Genomic DNA, 18,270 nt, shown 5'->3' on the forward strand with positions numbered 1-18,270 from the left:
TCGGGCACTGTGATCTGCGCCCCGACGCGGCGCCGTTGCTCCGAACGCGTGATTGGGTGAGGGTGGCCTTACCCCGACCACGCGTTCGGAGACCCTGATGAGCACGCCCCGTCCCGCCTGGAACGGCACCGACCTCGGCACCCCGGTCCGCGACGAGGCCGAGCTGCGGGAGCTGGTCGAGCACCCGCACCCGGTCATGCGGGACAAGGCGATCGACGTGGTGGACGCGCAGTCGAGGCGCTTCCTCGAAGCCTCGACGTTCTACCTGCTGGCCACCACCGCCGCCGACGGCAGCGTCGACGTGTCCCCGCGCGGCGACCCGCCCGGCACCGTCCTGGTGCTCGACGAGCGCACCATCGCGTTCCCGGACCGGCCGGGCAACCGCCGCGCGGACAGCCTGCGCAACCTCCTCCAGCACCCGCGCGCCGGGATGCTGTTCATCGTCCCCGGCCGGGGCGACGTCCTGCGCGTCAACGGCCGCGCGACCCCGGTCCGCGACGCCCCGTTCGCGCACCGCTTCGGCGACCCCGCGCCCGCCCTGGCCGTGGTCCTGGAGGTCGAGGAGCTGTTCCTGCACTGCGGCCAGGCGCTGCGCCGCTCGTCCGCCTGGGACCCGGCCGGCTGGCCCGCCGCCGACTCCCTGCCGGACGTCGCCGAGCTGTTCGAGTCCCAGCAGGCCCGGTTGCGCACCTCCGGCTGACACCCCGAGTTCGGCGGTCACCGGCGCGACCGGTCGAACCGCGCGACGGCGTTCGACGCACCCGACACCGCCGTCGGGCCGGTTTTCCCCCGAACCGGTAATGGCCCCCCTCCTTCCCGCGACCGGATAGGCACACGGCGGGGGGCTGTGCGCGGGGAGGGGGACGGGTGTCGGAAGGCAGCGGTTCGAGACGGTTGTCCGTGCTGGTGGCGGCGGGGGTGCTCGTGGTGCCCCAACTGTTCCCGCCCCTGACGGCGGAGCACGAGGAGCACGCGGAGCACCACCGGCACGTCGTGGCCACGGCCGCCGCGATGGTGCCCGCCGCGACCGCGGTCCCGCGCACCGGCTGGGTGGCCACCGCGAGCGGCGAGGAGGTCGCCGGCGAGGACGGCCGGGCCGCCAACGCGCTCGACGGCGACCCGTCGACGATCTGGCACAGCCCGTGGACCACGCCGACCCCGCTGCCGCAGTCGATCACCGTCGACACGCGGCAGACCCAGCGCCTGTCCGGCCTCGTCTACACCCCGCGCCCCGGCGGCGGGAACGGCACGATCGGCCGCTACGAGATCCACCTGAGCACCGACGGCACGACCTGGGGCGCACCGGTCGCCACCGGCACCGCCGCCGACGACGCGTCCGCCAAGACGTTCAGCTTCGCCGTCGCGCCCACCCGGTACGTGCGGCTGACCGCGATCACCGAGGCGGGCGGCCGGGGGCAGTGGGCCAGCGCCGCGGAGATCGGCCTGCTGGGCGACCCCGGCGCGCCCGCGCCCGCCGTCCGGCTCCCGCGCACCGGGTGGACCGCGACCGCGAGCGACCAGCAGGCCACCGACCCGGCGTCGAACGCGGTCGACGGCGACCCGGCCACGATGTGGCACAGCCGCTACTCGTCGCCGACCCCGCTGCCGCACTGGATCACGCTGGACCTGGGGCGGGCCACCGCGGTGAGCGGCCTGCTGTACCGGCCGAGGCCCAGCGGCGTCAACGGTCGCGTCGGCGAGTACCGGGTGTCGGTGTCCGACGACGGCACGGCGTTCGCCGACACCGTCTCCTCGGGCGCCTGGCCGGACGGCGGCGAGGTGCGGCACGCCCTGTTCACCCGGCCGGTCACCACCCGCTACGTGCGGCTGACCGCCCTCACCGAGGCGGGCGCGCGCGGCCCGTGGACCTCGGTGGCCGAGATCGACCTGCTCGGCCCGCCGCCCGGCGCGCGGTCGCCGCTGTCCCGGGTCGGCTGGACGGCGTCCGCGTCCACCCAGGACCCCGCGCACACCGCCGCCGCGCTGCTGGACGGCGACACCGGCACCCACTGGCGCACCGGCGGGACCACCGCGCCGCCGCACACCGTCACCGTCGACCTGAGCCGCGAGCAGGAGGTGTCGGCGATCGTCGTGACGCCGCGCGCGGACTCGGCGGACGGTCGGGTCGGCGCGTACTCGGTGGCGGTGAGCGCGGACGGCACGACGTGGGGCGCGCCCGTCGCCACCGGCACGTGGGACGACGACGGCACGCCCAAGACCGCCGTGCTCACCGGCAACCCGCGCGCCCGCCACGTGCGGGTGACGGTGACCTCCGAGGCGGGCGGGCGCGGGCCGTGGGCCACCGCCGCGGAGTTCCACGCCTACGGCCCGGCCGCGCCGTCCGGCCCGATCGGCCCGCTGGACCGGTTCGGCTGGGTGGCCACCGCCTCCGACGAGGAGGCCACCGGCGAGGACGGGCGGGCGGCCAACGTGCTCGACGGCGTCGGGAACACCCTGTGGCACTCGAAGTGGACGGCCCCGGAGGCCCCGCTGCCGCACTGGATCACCCTGGACACCCGGCAGGCGCGGACCGTCACCGGCATCTCGGTGCGCACCCGGCCCGCGGACGAGACCAACGGGCGCATCGGCCGGTACCGGGTGCAGGTCAGCGCGGACGGCACCACGTGGAGCACCCCGGTCGCCGAGGGCACGTGGCCGGACGCGGCGGGCGTGCACCGGGCGGACTTCGGCGCGCCGGTGGAGACCCGGTACGTGCGGCTGACGGCGTTGACCGAGGCCGGCGGGCGCGGGCCGTGGACCTCGGCGGCCGAGATCGACCTGCTGGGCCCGACGACGCCGCCCGACCCGAGCGCGGTGGGCGCGTGGGGGCCGCTGACCGGGTTCCCGATCGTGCCCGTCGCCTCCGCGCTGCTGCCCAACAACAAGCTGCTCACCTGGTCCGCGTACGCGGCCGACAACTTCGGCGGCGCCAACGGCTACACGCAGACCGCGATCCTCGACCTGGCCACGGGGCAGGTGACCCAGCGCCGGGTCGACAACACCGGGCACGACATGTTCTGCCCCGGCACGTCCGTGCTGCCCGACGGGCGGGTGCTGGTGACCGGCGGCAGCGACGCGGGCGAGACCAGCATCTACGACCCCGTCGCCGACACGTGGGTGGACGCGGCCGACATGGCGATCCCGCGCGGCTACCAGGGGCAGACCACCCTGTCGACCGGCGAGGCGTTCACCGTGGGCGGCTCGTGGAGCGGCGGCGAGGGCAACAAGACCGCCGAGGTGTACTCGCCCGCGACCAACGCCTGGCGCACGCTGTCCGGGGTGCGGCCGGCGCCGTTCCTGACCGCCGACCCGCAGGGCGTCTACCGGGCCGACAACCACACGTGGCTGTTCGCCGTCGGCGGCGGCCGGGTGTTCCACGCCGGCCCGAGCAGGCGGATGAACTGGATCAGCACGACCGGCGCGGGCTCGGTGACCGACGCGGGGGTGCGCGGCGACAGCGCCGACGCCATGAACGGCAACGCGGTCATGTACGACGTGGGCAAGATCCTGACCGTCGGCGGCGCCACCGCCTACCAGGACGCCGACGCCACCACCCGCGCGCACAGGATCGACATCACCTCCGGCACCCCGGTGGTGACCCGCGTGCCGGACATGGCCCACGCCCGCGCGTTCGCCAACAGCGTGGTCCTGCCCAACGGCCAGGTGGTCGTCATCGGCGGCCAGAGCCGGCCCGTGCCGTTCAGCGACCACACGGCCACCCTGGTGCCCGAGCTGTGGGACCCGACCACCGGCGCGTTCACCCGCCTGGCCCCGATGGCCGTGCCCAGGACGTACCACAGCGTCGCCAACCTGCTCCCGGACGGCCGGGTGTTCTCGGGCGGCGGCGGCCTGTGCGGCGGGTGCGCGACCAACCACCCGGACGGCCAGGTCCTGACCCCGCCGTACCTGCTGAACCCGGACGGCTCGCCGCGCGTGCGCCCGTCGATCACCACGAGCCCGACGAGGGTCCTGCACGGCGCCCCCGCCGTCGTGGGCACCGACCGCCCGGTGACCGGGTTCGCGCTGATGCGCACCAGCTCGGTGACCCACTCCGTGGACAACGACCAGCGCCGAGTCCCCCTGGTGCCGCAGCTGGTCGGCCCGAACTCGTACCGCGTGACCGTGCCCGCCGACCCGGGGATCGCGCTGCCGGGGTCATACCTGCTGTTCGCCCTCGACGCGAACGGGGTGCCGAGCGTCGGCAAGCCCGTTCGGGTCGGGTGACGGGACACCGCGTCGACCGGGATCGCGTTCAGCGGCCCGGTCGGCGCGGCCCCGGAAGCCACTGCGTCAAGGACAGCGGGATGTCCCGCGGGCCGTACTCCTCCAACTCCGGCAGGTCACCGATCCGGATGTCGTTGTGCGCGATCTTCGCAAGCACATCGGAATCGGGCCGAGCGCGCTCGGCCGCGACGGTGGCAAGTCGTGGGTGGCCGGTCAGCTCGTGCTCTTCGATGACGAGTCGAGCGGCGCGGGCGAACGCCGGCGAAGGGGACCGCTCCACTCGACGGGCCATGGCACCCGGGATGTCGGGGTTGTCCGGGTCGTGGCGCAGGAGACAGGTGGCGGCCAAGCGGAACACGTCGTCGTCGTTGTCGTGGCGCAACCGGTCCCACAGCAGTTCGCGCACCACCGGGTCTTCCGGGGCGAGGTGCTGGAGGGTGATCAGCGCGTTGTGCCGCGCCTCGTAACCGGTCGAGCCCGTGGCGATGTCGCCGAGGACCGCGACGACGGCGTCCTGGTCGGGCAGTTCACCGGAGAGGCGCTGAAGGGCGGCGACAGCGGCGGTGTCGTCGAACAGACCGGTGTCGCCGGACGAACCGGCGTCCAGGACGTCGCTGAGGAAGATGGCCAGTTCGAGTCGCGGATGCTCCAGGTTGTGTGCTGCCGCGACGTGGCGAGCCGCCTGGCCCATCATCGAGGACAAGGCGTCCTCGACTCGCCGGATCATCGTCTCCAGGACGTCGACGTCGTTCGGAACGCGGCGCAGCAGACAGGTGGCAACCAGGCGGAACACGTCGTCGTCGTGGTCACGCTGAAGTCGGTCCCACAGGACCTGGAGGATGTCGGGGTCGTCAGGTCCGACGTGGTCCAAGACCACGAGCGCGTTGTACCGGTCAGTGTGAAGATACGAACTTTCGGCTATGGCCCGAAGAGTGGTGACGGCAGCACTGCGGTGCTGCGGCTCGTCGGCGACGCACCGGACCACCGCGTTGACGTCGCTGTCGCCGAACAGCTCACCGCACTCCACGACCGCGCGCACCGCGAGGACCGGACGGAGGCCGGGGTGGTTCAGGTCGTTCTCGGTGACGAGCAACAGGATTACGCGGATCATCGATACCGACAAGCCCTGTGGAATGCGGTGGACCAGGGCTTCCCGGACCTCCGGATCACCTGGGGTGTGCCGCAGCAGGCACGTGGCGGCGAGGTGGACGACGTCGCTGTTGTTGTCGTGGCGAAGCCGGTCCAGGAGCAGTTCCCGGACTTCCGGTCCGCCGGGGTGGAAGAGGTCCAGCGCACGAATGGCCCAGTACCTCCCCCCGGCGTTCGAGCGCCTCGTCAGCGGTTCCAGCACCTTCATGCTCTTCTCGCGCGCGGACCCGTCCGGTGATCCGGGAGTCGTCGGGCCGAGTTCCATCGCGTCGGACACCGAGAACAGGGCGGACGAGGCACGTCGGTCGTTGTTCCCGGCCAGGTGTGCCGGGAGCAGCAGGACGTCCACGCGATCGTTGAACAAGACCGTGAGCAGGGTCGCGGCCAGTTCGGTCACCGGAGCCCAGATGATCCACCGACCACGGCGCAGGTACCAGTCGACGACCTCCTCCCGGGCGGGCCAGGCCGAGCCGACCGATGTGATCGTCGGCAGCAGGTCTTTCCTGATGAGGTCGGTTGCCCGGGAGTCATCGACTCCGACGCAGTGCTCCAGCAACAGCACCACCTTGACGAGTGCCCGCTGCGCGACGCTCGCAAGCCCTCTCATCGACTTCCGCTCACCCAGGCACTGGACGGCGACGGCTACACCGTGCGGTGGGACGACGAACTCCTCCACCGGCCAGGGCAGGTCGACGTCCAGGAGGCGCGAACTGATCCGCTCCACGTGGCGGTCGGCGAGCACCGAGGCGATCAGACGGAGCACCTCGCGCCACGTCGCGTCGGCCCGGTGCTCCACGTACAGCTCGACGACCTGGTCCAGCGATATCGACTGCTCGCGCTGGAAGCGCCGCACCACCTCGTCGGCGCAGAAGAACTCCAGGAACGTCCGGTGCACGAAGCTGTACAGGTTGGGACCGAAGCGGCTCAGGATGAAGTTGCGGTGCTGGAACTGGTCGATGATGACGGTCGCCGCGATCTTCGCCTCGGCCAGGTCACGTCCGTACTTGTCGATCAAGTACTTCTCGAAGAGCTGCTGCAGGTCGCTGCGGTGGACGTAGTTGCCGGTCGTGCCGTCGGCCTTCGTCTGCATCCGCCACGCCAGGCGGCGCAGCAGTTCGCGCTTGTCGTCCTCGTCGATGTAGTCGATGGCGACGCGCTTCTCGCGCAGCCGCCGGTTCACGTCCCAGTGCTGGACCAGCACGCGGGCCGCGTGGTTGTAGACCTCCCAGCGTTCCCGGGGCAGGACCTGGTGCTTGCCGATGATGGCCAGGATGGTGAGCAGCAGGGGGTTGCCGGCCAGTTCGCCGATGGAGCGCGAGTCCCGGACGGCCTCCAGCAGCCTGTCACGCCGCTGTGCCGCCTCCGTTGGGCGGTCGTGCAGGGCCAGCGCGTACCAACTCGTCAGGAACTCGGCGATCTGGCGGTGGTCGAGGTCCTGCAACGTGTGGTGGGCGAAACCGGCGTCGGTGAACCGGCGGGGCGAGTAACCGACGACGCGTGACGTCACGAGTGCCCGGACACCGGGGTAGAGCCCGGCGAAACCGGCGATCTCCTTCGTGGTCTCGTCCCGGCGCCCGGGGTCGAAGATCTCGTCCAAGCCGTCGAAGACCACCACGGCCTGTCCTCCGGCTTGCAGGTAGGGCTCCAGGTGCTGCTTGGCCACGCCGAGGCTCTGGGCGTTCGCGAGTTCGTCGATGAAGTCGAGGAGGGTGCGGCACCCTCCGGCTTCACGCGCCGCGGCGTACTGCCTCAGCTCGATCAACAACGGCAGGTGGCCGGCCAGTGGAGCGAGGCGTCGGTCGACACCGGCCAGGCCGAGCGCCACGAACCGGGCGAGCGTCGACTTGCCCGCGCCCGGGTCGCCGAGCACGACGACGTGCCGATCGGAGCCGGACACCACCTCCAGCACGGGGCGCTGCGGTTTGGCGCGGTACGTCTCCTGAGCTGCCAGCAGGTCGTTCAGGTCGATGCCCTCGGGCAGGTCCGACTCGTCGCTCTCCCCCTCGGTCCGGAGCCGCTGGAGGATTTCGGGCGGCAGCTTCGTCGGAGGCCGGTCCTCGCGGACGTACTGCTCGACGAAGACCGACTCCAGCAGGATCTGGAGGTACTCCTCGCGCTCGGGCGGGGTCAGCGCGTCCAGGTCGAGTCGGCCGTACTCCTTCTGCAACCGCTGGTAGTAGGCGGTCACCGCCTCGGGGCTGATGTGGTCCAGCCGCTTCGCGGGGTCGTCGGTGGTGGTGAGGTGGTGGTGCAGGGCGGTGGCCACCGCGATGCCGAGTTCCGCGGACGTGGTGAAGTACCGCGCCGTGTGCCGCACCGCCAGCTCCTCCCGGAGCGCCTCGATCGCATCCGCCTCGGCCCCGCGGTCGACGCTGGACCGGGGCCACGGCGCGTCGTCGTGCAGCAGGAAGACCAGGCACGGCTTCCCCGCCTCGACGGCGGCGCGGTACTCCAGCTCGGTGATCGACCGGTCCCCGCCGTCGGGCACGTAGCCGTAGCGCCAGGCGAAGACGCCCACGTAGAGGTCGCACTCCCGGACCTTGCGCAGGCACACGTCGAGTGGGCGGTCGTGCTCGGCCACGAAGTGCTCCATCGTGACGTCGTCGAGCCGCAGGCTGCGCAGGGTGGAGTGCACGACCGCGCGGCACGCCCGGAGGTCGCGGAAGGTCGACGACACGAAGACTCGCATCGCACCATCCTCCCCAGTCCGCCGGTGAGCGGGACCGCAGAAATCGGGTCGTTCACCCGTCGCCGGTCAGTGCGGCCGTCAGCCGCCCAGCAGGAGGCGCAGCGCCGGTTCGAAGTCGGTGCGCGTCGGGCGGGCGGGGGAGACGAGTGCCTGGTGGAGCAGGCCGTCGAAGAGCGCGGTGAGCGCTCGGGCGGTCTGCTCCGGCACGTGGCGGGCGAACACCTCGGTCAGCATGTCGTCCCACGCCGTGCTGGCGGCGCGCAGGCCGGGGCGGCGCAGGGCGGCGCCGTACAGCTCGTAGGCCAGCACGCCCGTGCGCCGGTGCCTGGTCGCCAGCAGCACCAGGAAGTCCGACAGCTCGGCGCACAGATCCGCTTGCGGTGGAAGGGAGTCGGCCCACCGACGTGCTCTCGCCACGTTGCGCCGCGCCACCAGCCGGACCGCCGCCTCCAGCAGCTCCTCCAGGTCCGCGAAGTGGTACGTGGTCGAGCCCAGCGGCACGTCGGCCTTCGCCGCCGCGGCCCGGTGCGTCAGCGCGGACAGCCCCGACTCCGCTATCACGGCGACCGCCGCGCGGACTATGCGTTCCCGCCTGCCGGGATCGAATCGGCGTGTTCGTCCCACTGGGTGCCCTCCTCCGCAACGGTTCCACCGGGCGCGTCCACAGAGCGGGAAAGCGGATCGACCGCTGTGTACTTCTGTACATTCGCCGCCGACCGCTTTTCCCGCCACCGCACGGAGTTTCCCATGGCGCAGAAGGAACAACGCGCTACCGCGCTGTCCGCCACGCACTCGGTCGCGGTGCGGGTGGGGGCGGTGCTCGCGCTGCTCGCGGTGTGGCAGCTGCTGGTCCTCGCCGAGTTCTGGCCGCCCGCCGTGCTGCCGGGGCCCGGCCAGGTGTGGGACCAGCTGCTCACCGCGTCCGACGCCGACAACGGCCAGGGCGGGTACGCGGGGTCCACTGTGGTCGAACGGCTGGGCGTGAGCCTGCGCCGCGTCGGCTACGGCGTGCTCTACGGCGTGCTGATCGGCATCGGGCTCGGCCTGCTCATGGGCCTCGTCCCGCTGGTCCGCGCGGTGGCCGAGCCGTTCGTGACGTTCCTGCGCGCGCTGCCGCCGCTGGCCTACCTCAGCCTGCTGGTCATCTGGTTCGGCATCGACGAGGAACCCAAGGTCTACCTGCTGGTGGTCGCCGCGTTCCCGCCGGTCGCGGTGGCGACCGCGGCGGCCGTCACCGGGGTGAACCGGCAGTACGTGGAGGCCGCCCACGCGCTGGGCGCGAACCGGCTGAACGTGGTCGCCACCGTGGTGCTGCCCGCGTCCGCGCCGGAGATCATCACCGGCGTCCGGCTGGCCGTGGGCATCGCCTACAGCTCGGTCGTGGCCGCCGAGACCGTGAACGGCGCGGACGGCATCGGGGGCATGGTCCTCAACGCCCAGCGCTACAACCAGACCGCGGTCGTCCTGCTCGGGCTCGTCGTGATCGGCGTGACCGGGCTGCTCATCGACACCGCCATCCTCGCGCTGCAACGCGCCGTCTCGCCGTGGCGCGGGCGGGCGTGAGCGCCGACACCGGGAGTGCAACCGTGCCCGTCACCCGCAGATCGGTCCTGTCCCTGCTCGCCGCCGCGCCGGTGCTGGCGGCGTGCGGGGTGGGCGGCTCGTCGTCGTCCGGCTCGGGCGGCGGTCGCGAGGTCCGCGTCGCCTACCAGAACTTCGCCGACAGCACGCTGCTGGTGAAGGACCAGGGCACGCTGGAGAAGGCGCTGCCGGACCACCGGATCACCTGGACGTCGTTCGACTCCGGCGCGAGCATCAACACCGCGTTCCTCGGCGGCGCGATCGACCTCGCCGTCATCGGGAGCAGCCCCGCCGCGGCCGGCCTGTGCCCGCCGCTGAGCATCCCCTACCAGGTGATCGAGCTGCTCAACGTGATCGGCGACAGCGAGGCCCTGGTGGTGCGCAAGGACAGCGGCGTCACCGACATCGCCGGCCTGGCCGGGCGCAAGGTCGCCGCGCCGTTCAGCTCGACCGCGCACTACAGCCTGCTGGCGGCGTTCCAGCAGGCGGGCGTCGACCCGGCGTCGGTGACCCTGGTGGACCTGGAGCCGCAGAACATCCAGGCCGCCTGGCAGCGCGGCGACATCGACGGCGCGTACGTGTGGACGCCGGTGCTCGGCGTGCTCCAGCAGGACGGCGTGACGCTCACCGACAGCGCGAAGCTCGCCGCAGCGGGCAAGCCGACGCTCACGTTCACCGTGGCGCGCAAGGAGTTCGTCGAGCGGAACGGCGACGTGGTCGACCAGTGGCTCGCCGCCACCGACGACGCGCTGAAGAAGATCAAGTCCGATCCGGGGGTCGTCGCGGAGGCCGTGGCCCGGCAGATCGGCGCGGGCGTGGACGACGCGCTGTCCCAGCTCAAGCAGAACATCTACCTCGACCACGCCGAGCAGCGCGCGCCCGAGTACTTCGGCACGCCCGAGGCGCCGGGGCAGCTCGCCGCGCAGCTGCGCGCCGCCGCCGAGTTCCTGCACGGGCAGAAGAAGATCGACACCGTGCCCGACCTGTCGGTGTTCCAGGCGGCCCTGCGGGCTCCCCGTGGCTGAGCGGGCGGAAAGCGCGGAGAGGACCGGGAGCGCGGAGAGCGCGGAGAGCGCGGAGAGGACCGAGCGGGCGGGGAGCGCGGGGAGCGCGGTCGAGTCGCTGGTCGAGCTGGTCGGCGTCGAGCACCGGTACCGGGCCGGGCGCGGCGACGTGCCCGCCCTCGGGCCGCTGGACCTGCGCGTCGACCCGGGCGAGTTCCTGGTCGTCGTCGGGCCGTCCGGGTCGGGCAAGAGCACGCTGCTGCGGCTGGTCAGCGGCTTCGAGCGGCCCACCACGGGCACCGTGCGCGTGCTCGGCGCGACGCCCGTGCCCGGCCGCGACGTCGGCACCGTGTTCCAGCAGCCCCGGCTGTTCCCGTGGCAGACCGTGGGCGGCAACATCGGCACCGCCCTGCGCTGGGCGGGCGTGCCGCGCGCCGATCGGGCCCGGCGGACCCGCGAGCTGCTCGGGCAGGTCGGCCTGGCCGAGCTGGGACCGCGCCGCACGTGGGAGGTCTCCGGCGGCCAGCAGCAGCGCGTGGCCATCGCGCGGGCGCTGGCCGCCCGGCCCCGGCTGCTGCTGATGGACGAGCCGTTCGCCGCGCTCGACGCGCTGACCCGCGAACGGCTCCAGGAGGACGTCCGCCCGCTGACCGACGGCGGGCGGGGCGTGGTGTTCGTGACGCACAGCGTGGACGAGGCCGTGTACCTGGCCACCCGCGTCGTCGTGCTGTCCGACCGACCCGGTCGGGTGGCGCTGGACCTGCCCGTTCCGCTGCCGCGCTCCGGCGTGCCGGCCGACGAGCTGCGGGGGTCGGCGGAGTTCGCCGGCCTGCGCGGCGAGGTCGCCGGCGCGGTCCGCGCGGTCGCGGCCTGACCCGCGAGGAGATCCCGTGACGCACTTCGAACCGCTGACCCCGACCCTGGGCGCCCGGGTGACCGGCGTCGACCTCAACGACGTGGGCACGCCCGAGGCCGGCGCCCCGCTGCGCGCCGCCCTGGTCGAGCACAAGGTGCTGGTGTTCCCGGGCCAGTCGCTGACCCCGACCGCGCACCGGGCGTTCGCCGCCGCGCTGGGCGAGCCGACCCCGGCGCACCCCGTCGTGCCGGGCCTGGACGCCGACCACCCGGAGATCTACGTGCTGGACGCGGGCGACGGCGGCAAGGCCCCCGTGTGGCACACCGACGTCACCTTCATGGGCCGCCCGCCGCTGGGGTCCGTGCTGCGGGCCGTGTCGCTGCCGCCGACCGGCGGGGACACGTGCTGGACGGACCTGGAGGCGGCCTACCTGTCGCTGTCCCGGCCGCTGCGCGAGATCGCCGACGGCCTGACCGCGCTGCACGACGGCCGCAAGGACTTCGAGGAGTACCTGCACGAGCGGCTGGGCGGCGAGGGCAACACGTGGGAGGGGCAGCGCGTCCGCTCGCTGGAGCCGGTCGAGCACCCGGTGGTGCGGGTGCACCCGGAGTCGGGGCGGCGCAGCCTGTTCGTGAACCCGGGCTTCACCACGCGGCTGGTCGGCCTCACGGAGATCGAGAGCCGGGCCCTGCTGGACGTCTTCTTCGCCGCCGTGGGCCGCCCCGAGTTCACCGTCCGGCACCGCTGGAGCGAGGGCGACGTGGTCGTGTGGGACAACCGCAGCACGGCCCACTACGCGGTGGACGACTACGGCGACCAGCGCCGGGTCATGCACCGGATCACGCTGCGCGGCGACGTGCCGGTGGGCGTGCGCACCCCCGTCGCGGTCGGCGCCTGACGCCCCGCGCCTCCCCGCGGGGAAGTCGGCCGTGGAACCGGTCGCGGGTCAGGTGCCGCAGTAGGTCTGGTAGGCGGCGGCGAAGTCGCGGGGGGCCGGGGACGCGTAGCGGTCCAGGCCGGGGCGTTCGTCGAACGGGGCGGTCACCGCGGCGAGCAGGCGGTCGAGCGGGCCGAGGTCGTCCTGCTCCGCCGCGCCCAGGGCCTCCTCGACCAGGTGGTTGCGCGGGACGTAGACGGGGTTGACCCGGCGCATCGCGTCGGCGTCCGGGGACAGCGCCCGCCACCGGCCGAGCCAGGCGTCGACGCCCGCCAGGTCGAGGAACAGGCCGCGCACGGGTTCCGCGTCACCGCGCGCGGCGTCGCCCAGGAGGCGGTAGAACGACGTGTGGTCCACGTGGTTGTCGCGCAGCAGCACGAGCAGGTCGTCCACCAGCGCCGCCGCGTCACCGGTCACGCCGAGCTTGGCGCGCATCCCGGCCGACCAGGCGTCCCCGTACCGCCCGCGGAACGCGCCGAGCGCCTCGACCGCCCGCGCGATCGCGTCGTCCTGGTCATCGGCGAACAGCGGGAGCAGCGCCTCGGCGAGCCGCGCGAGGTTCCACTCGGCCACGACCGGCTGGTTGCCGTAGGCGTAGCGCCCGGCGTGGTCGATGGAGCTGAAGGAGGTGGCCGGGTCGAACGCCTCCAGGAACGCGCACGGCCCGTAGTCGATGGTCTCGCCGGAGATGGTCGTGTTGTCGGTGTTCATCACCCCGTGCACGAAGCCCACGAGCATCCACCGCGCCACCAGCGACGCCTGCGCGGCCACGACGGCCCCGAACAGCGCCAGGTACGGGTTCTCCGCGTGCGCGGCGTCGGGGTGGTGCCGGGCGATGGCGTGGTCGGCCAGCCGGCGCAGCAGGTCCACGTCGTCCGTCGCCCGCGCGTACTGGAAGGTGCCGACCCGCAGGTGGCTGCCCGCCACCCGGGCGAGCACCGCGCCGGGCAGCGCCGTCTCGCGCCGCACCGGACGCCCCGTCGCCACCACGGCCAGGGAGCGGGTCGTGGGGATGCCCAGCGCGTGCATCGCCTCGCTGACGACGTACTCGCGCAGCATCGGCCCGACCGCCGCCAGCCCGTCGCCGCCGCGCGAGAACGGCGTGCGGCCGGAGCCCTTGAGGTGCAGGTCGCGCGGGTGGCCGTCGGTGTGGGCCAGTTCGCCGAGCAGCAGGGCCCGGCCGTCGCCCAGCCGCGGCGAGTAGTGCCCGAACTGGTGCCCGGCGTACGCCTGCGCCACCGGGGCGGCACCCTCGGGGACGTGGTTGCCCACCAGCAGGCGCACCCCCTCGGGGCCGCGCAGCCACGCCGGGTCCAGCCCGACCTCGGCGGCCAACGGCTCGTTGAGCACGAGCAGGCGGGGCGCGGTGACCTCGTCCGCGCGCCACGGGAGCGCCAGCTCCGGCAGTTCGCGGGCGAACCGGTCACCCAGGACGACGGTCGACGGTGCGGTGCTCACCCCTCCAAGCTACGTGACGCGCGGGCGGTTCCCGGTCGCGCCGGACTCCGCGAGGACCCCGTCGAGCACCTCCGCGAACGCGCCGGGGCGCACGAGCGGCCCGAGGTGGTCCAGGCCCGGCACCTCGCGGAACGTCCCGTCGGGCAGGGTCGCGCAGGCCGCCGCGAGCGAGTCCGCGGTCACCACGGCCGACTCCGCGCCGCGCAGGAGGAACGTGGGGCAGCCCACCCGGGGCAGCGCCTCCCGCCACGGGCAGGTGACCGCCGTGCGGAACAGCTGCGCCTCCACCCTCGGCGCGCAGCGCAGCCCGACCCGGCCGTCCGGCTCGTCGGCCAGGCCGGAGGCGACGTAGTCGGCGAGGACCTCGGGCGCGAGCCGGGACAGCGGCGGCCGGGCGGAGTAGCGGGCGAGCGCGTCGGCGCGGGACGGGAACACCGCGCGCCGCCGGGCCGCCGCCTCGGCGAACGCCGGGTCGTGGTGGGTCGCGAGCACCGGTTCGAAGCAGACCAGCAGGTCGAACGTGCCGGGTGAGCGGGCCTCCGCCAGCAGCAGGGCCGTGCCGCCCAGCGAGTGGCCCACGCCGATCAGCGGTCCGGGGCCCAGCGCGGCGGCCTCGGCGAGCACGTCCTCGGCGAACGCGGTCCAGTCCGCGTCCTCCGCCAGGGGCGGCGCGGAACCGTGCCCGCGGAGGTCCGGGGCGGCGACCCGCAACGGTGTCCGGAGCTTGTCGACGGCCGACCGCCACACCAGACCGGTGAACCCGGCCGCGTGGCAGAACAACGCCGTCCGAGCGGTCGCGGCAGGAGCACCGGGGTCGTCGCGGGGGGAGGACCCGTACGCGGAACGGGCGGTGCCGGCGACGTCGTCCACGGTTCCCCTTCGGAAGTCCGATCCACGGGCTGGCGCGCGTGGTGGATCGTCCCTACGCTCGGCACGATTTCCGCCCGGCCCCCGCTGATCCAGCGTCGTCGACACCACCATAGTGGAGCGGACGACCGACGGGTCGGTGCCACCACCGCACCCGGGTCCGGTGGCCCCGATCACCAACGGCCGGACCCGTCCCCCGTGGAGGGCGCAGCGTGAACCCGACCCCGGTACCGGGCTTGGTCTCGGTCGTCATGCTGGTCAGGAACCGCCTGGAGCACACCCGCAGGGCGCTGGCGTCCCTCGCCCGCGCGTCCGGTGACTTCGAGGTCGTCGTCGTGGACAACGGCTCGCGCGACGGCACCGCGGAGCACCTGGCGTCCCTCGACCACCCGCGTCCCCTGGTGGTGCTGCGCCACGAGGACGACCGGGGCGGCAGCGAGCGCCGCAACGTGGGCGCGGCGGCGGCGCGCGGCGAGTTCCTGCTGTTCCTCGACAACGACGTGCTCGTGGACGACCCGCGCGTGGTCGAGGCGCTCGCCGCCGAGCTGGCCGCCGACCCCGGGCTGGGCGCGGTGTCGCCGCTGCTGCTCTACCCCGGTGACGTGCCGCTGGTGCAGTGCGCGGGCGGCGGGGTCACGGTCGACGGCCGCATCGGCGCGGTCGGGCGCGGCCGACCCCTCGGCGACGAGCACCGCGCGCACCGCGACCAGGTGTGGGCGCCCACCGCCGCGCTGATGGTCCGGCACAGCTCGTTCCGGCGGGTCGGCGGCTTCGACGAGTCGTTCGACCCGGTCTCGCTGTGCGAGGACGTCGACCTGTGCTGCCGGCTGCGCGCTGCCGGCGAGCGCCTGCGCTACGTCGGGTCCGTCTCGGTGCGGCACTTCGAGGGCACCACGTTCAACCACGTGGGCCACGACAAGCTGCCGATCTGGAAGCGGCACACGCGCGTGCTCCGCGCCCGCTGGGCCGAGGTCTTCGCCGCCGGGCCGGCGCACACGGCCGAGGACCTGGCGTGGGTGCCGGTGCGGAAGGACTACTCGGACCTCGACCGGCCGGTGGTGACCGCGCTCACCGACCCCGCGGGGGCTTCCACCGACCTCAGCTTCTTCGCCAGCGACTCCGCCCTGGCCACCGCGGAACCCGCCGATGTGCGGGTCGTGCTGGTCGGCGCGGCCGGCGCGCCGGACGTGGGCGGGGTGCCCGGCGTGCGGGTCGTCGGCGTGGCCGACCCGGACCCGCGCGCGCTGCTGCCCGCCGCACGCGCGCACGCGGCCACCTGGGCGTTGCGCGACGCGGCGCTGCTGGTGGGGACGGTGCCGGCGGAGGGCGTCGTGGTGCGCGCGCCGGACACCGACGCGGTGCTGTCCGCGCTGCGCCGGGGCCTGCACGTGCTGCTGGGCAAGCAGGCCGTGGACGACCCGCGACGCCTGGCCGAGGCCGCGCGGGAGGCGCCCGGCCGGTGCTCGGTCGACCTGCCGTGGGCGCACCACCCGGAGCTGGCCGCGCTGCGCGAGGCGGTCGCCGGCGGGTGGGCGCGCGGTTTCGCGGTGCGCCTGGACCAGCCCGCGACCACCGGTCACGACGTCGTCGCCGACCTCGGGCCGGACGTGCTGGACGCGGTCGGACGGGTGCTCGGCGCGCCGGTCACCGACCTGCGGACGGTGTCCGCGACCCGTGACCGGGTGCGCGCCGAGGCGGTGGCCGGCGGGGTCGCCGGGACGGTCGAGGTCGGCCTGGGCGACCCCCGGTTCCGCGTGTCCGTCACGGGCGAGGGCGGTGAGCGGACCGCCGACCTCGTCGCCTCCCCGGTCAGCGGCGCGTACCTCGACTTCGTCGGCGCGCTGCGCGGCGGACCGGCCCCGGCGACCGGCCTGGACGCGGTCGGCGGGCTGTTCGACGTGGTGCGGGCGTGGCGCGCGGAGGTCGCCGGCCTCCTCGCCGGGAGCGCGGCGGGGGGAACGGGCCGGTGAACCTGGTCGAGGTGCTGCGCGCCGGGGCCGCCGCCGGCGGCTGGCTGGACCGACCGGCCTACGAGGTCGACGGCGGGGTGCTCACGCACGCCGAGGTGCACGACGGGGCCGCCCGCGTGGCCGGCGCGCTGGTCGGCGCGGGCGTGCGGCCCGGTGACCGGGTCGTGCTCGTGCTCGACGACGGGCCGGACCTCGTGCTCGCCTTCCTGGGCGCCGCGCACGCCGGCGCGGTGGCCGTGCCGGTGAACCCCCGCCTGCACCGCGACGAGCTGCGCCGGGTGCTCGGCTCCGCGCGCCCCGCGCTGGTCGTGCGGCGGCCGGGCGACGACCCGCCGGTGACCGGGTGCCCGGTGACCACCTTCGCCGGGCTCGGCGGCGCGGAACCGGTCCCGGCCGTGCCGCGCGCCGACGACGACCAGGTGTACGCGACGTTCACCTCGGGCACGACCGGCGTGCCCCGGCTGTGCCCGCAGCTGCACGGCGACCCGGTCGTGCACCACCGGTCGTTCGCCGTGCCGGCGCTGGGGCTGGGCCCGGACGACGTCGTCCACTCGGTGTCCAAGGCGTACTTCGCGTACGGCCTGAGCAACTCGCTGCTGTTCCCCCTCCTGAGCGGCAGCCACGTGGTGCTCAACCCGTCGCCCCCGAGCGCGGGGGACGTGCTGTCCATCGTGGACGAGTACAACGTCACCGCGCTGTTCGCCGTGCCCACCTTCTACGGCAAGCTCGTCGCGCACCCCGGCGCCGAGCGGCTGGCGGGCCTCCGCCTCGCCGCCACCGGTGGCGAGGTGCTGTCGGCGGCGCTGGAGGAGCGGCTCATGGCGGTCCTCGGGGACCGGCTGCTCAACGGCATCGGCACCACCGAGGTCGGGCAGGCGTTCACCCACAACACGTTCGCCGCGCGGCGGGTGGGCACGGTCGGGCGCGCGCTGCCGCCGTTCGAGGTGCGCGTGGTGGACGACTCGGGCGCGCCGGTCGGGCCGGACGTCGTGGGCCGGTTGCAGGTGCGCGGGCCGACGGTGACGCTCGGCGTCGCCGAGGACGGTTCGCCGCGCCGCACCCGGGACTGGTACGCCACCGGCGACACGGCGTCGGTCGACGTCGACGGGTTCGTGCGCGTCACCGGCCGGCTGGACGACGTCGAGAACGTGGGCGGGATCAAGCTGCACCCCCTGGAGGTCGAGCACCTGCTGGCCGGCCACCCGCAGGTGCGGGAGGCGGCGGTGTGCGCGGTGGCGGCCGACGGCGGCCCGGCGCGGCTGCGCGCCTACGTGGTGCGGGCCGACGGCCCGGCCGGCGACGACGAGCTGGCCGCCGACCTCGTCGCCCTGGCCCGCCGCGACCTGACCGCCTACAAGGTGCCGCGCGAGATCCGGTTCGTGCCGTCCCTGCCGCGCACCGGATCGGGCAAGCTGCGCCGCCACGTGGTGCGCGGTTGGCGGGCCTGACCCGCCGGGACCCGTAGTGGGACGGGCGCCTTCGCAAGGTTGCGAGAACCGTTGACACCCCGTCGCGGCCGGTCGAACACTGTTCGC

12 protein-coding genes are annotated in these 18,270 nt (G+C 74.3%); 8 read left to right on the top strand and 4 right to left on the bottom strand.

Features of this window, described 5'->3' with window-relative positions; genetic code table 11:
- Positions 1-97 precede the first annotated feature (97 nt).
- Together ACRAKJ_RS11935 and ACRAKJ_RS11940 are read left to right on the top strand one after the other, a co-directional pair.
- Positions 98-700, top strand: a complete 603-nt coding sequence (locus ACRAKJ_RS11935) for an MSMEG_1061 family FMN-dependent PPOX-type flavoprotein (RefSeq protein WP_438923598.1) — start codon at positions 98-100, stop codon at positions 698-700.
- Between the two features lie 200 nt (positions 701-900).
- The gene (locus tag ACRAKJ_RS11940) at positions 901-4,224 is read left to right on the top strand and encodes a discoidin domain-containing protein (RefSeq protein ID WP_438923614.1); all 3,324 of its coding nucleotides are present in this window, start codon (positions 901-903) and stop codon (positions 4,222-4,224) included.
- A 28-nt stretch (positions 4,225-4,252) separates the two neighbouring features.
- On the opposite strand, the gene ACRAKJ_RS11945 is transcribed toward ACRAKJ_RS11940, so the two are convergent.
- Positions 4,253-8,062 carry a DUF4062 domain-containing protein gene (locus tag ACRAKJ_RS11945; RefSeq protein ID WP_438923599.1) on the bottom strand — a complete coding sequence of 1,270 codons (3,810 nt, stop codon included), beginning with the start codon at positions 8,060-8,062 and terminating at the stop codon, positions 4,253-4,255.
- A gap of 78 nt (positions 8,063-8,140) precedes the next feature.
- Positions 8,141-8,623, bottom strand: coding sequence for a TetR/AcrR family transcriptional regulator (locus ACRAKJ_RS11950; RefSeq protein WP_438923600.1), 483 nt, complete (start codon positions 8,621-8,623; stop codon positions 8,141-8,143).
- Positions 8,624-8,809: 186 nt separating this feature from the next.
- Here ACRAKJ_RS11950 and ACRAKJ_RS11955 point away from each other — a divergent pair, with 186 nt between their 5' ends.
- Genes ACRAKJ_RS11955 through ACRAKJ_RS11970 form a run of 4 tightly spaced genes read left to right on the top strand, consistent with a single transcriptional unit; the run spans position 8,810 to position 12,401 of the window.
- The gene (locus tag ACRAKJ_RS11955) at positions 8,810-9,625 is read left to right on the top strand and encodes an ABC transporter permease subunit (protein WP_438923601.1); all 816 of its coding nucleotides are present in this window, start codon (positions 8,810-8,812) and stop codon (positions 9,623-9,625) included.
- A 23-nt stretch (positions 9,626-9,648) separates the two neighbouring features.
- Positions 9,649-10,668, top strand: a complete 1,020-nt coding sequence (locus tag ACRAKJ_RS11960; RefSeq protein WP_438923602.1) for a glycine betaine ABC transporter substrate-binding protein — start codon at positions 9,649-9,651, stop codon at positions 10,666-10,668.
- The gene (locus ACRAKJ_RS11965; RefSeq protein WP_438923603.1) at positions 10,661-11,521 is read left to right on the top strand and encodes an ATP-binding cassette domain-containing protein; all 861 of its coding nucleotides are present in this window, start codon (positions 10,661-10,663) and stop codon (positions 11,519-11,521) included. The genes ACRAKJ_RS11960 and ACRAKJ_RS11965 overlap by 8 nt, the downstream gene beginning before the upstream one ends.
- A 16-nt stretch (positions 11,522-11,537) precedes the next feature.
- Entirely contained in the window at positions 11,538-12,401 is an 864-nt protein-coding gene (locus ACRAKJ_RS11970; RefSeq protein ID WP_438923604.1) for a TauD/TfdA family dioxygenase, read from the top strand.
- A gap of 48 nt (positions 12,402-12,449) precedes the next feature.
- Here ACRAKJ_RS11970 and ACRAKJ_RS11975 read toward each other — a convergent pair whose 3' ends face one another.
- Together ACRAKJ_RS11975 and ACRAKJ_RS11980 are read right to left on the bottom strand one after the other, a co-directional pair.
- Complete coding sequence (locus ACRAKJ_RS11975) at positions 12,450-13,898, bottom strand: protein adenylyltransferase SelO family protein (RefSeq protein ID WP_438923605.1); 1,449 nt, start codon at positions 13,896-13,898, stop codon at positions 12,450-12,452.
- Between the two features lie 9 nt (positions 13,899-13,907).
- Positions 13,908-14,768 carry an alpha/beta fold hydrolase gene (locus ACRAKJ_RS11980; RefSeq protein ID WP_438923606.1) on the bottom strand — a complete coding sequence of 287 codons (861 nt, stop codon included), beginning with the start codon at positions 14,766-14,768 and terminating at the stop codon, positions 13,908-13,910.
- A 209-nt stretch (positions 14,769-14,977) separates the two neighbouring features.
- Here ACRAKJ_RS11980 and ACRAKJ_RS11985 point away from each other — a divergent pair, with 209 nt between their 5' ends.
- Together ACRAKJ_RS11985 and ACRAKJ_RS11990 are read left to right on the top strand one after the other, a co-directional pair.
- The gene (locus ACRAKJ_RS11985) at positions 14,978-16,735 is read left to right on the top strand and encodes a glycosyltransferase (protein WP_438923607.1); all 1,758 of its coding nucleotides are present in this window, start codon (positions 14,978-14,980) and stop codon (positions 16,733-16,735) included.
- Positions 16,732-18,183, top strand: coding sequence for an AMP-binding protein (locus tag ACRAKJ_RS11990; protein WP_438923608.1), 1,452 nt, complete (start codon positions 16,732-16,734; stop codon positions 18,181-18,183). The genes ACRAKJ_RS11985 and ACRAKJ_RS11990 overlap by 4 nt, the downstream gene beginning before the upstream one ends.
- Positions 18,184-18,270 lie beyond the last annotated feature (87 nt).

The organism is Saccharothrix sp. DSM 118769 (assembly GCF_052936295.1).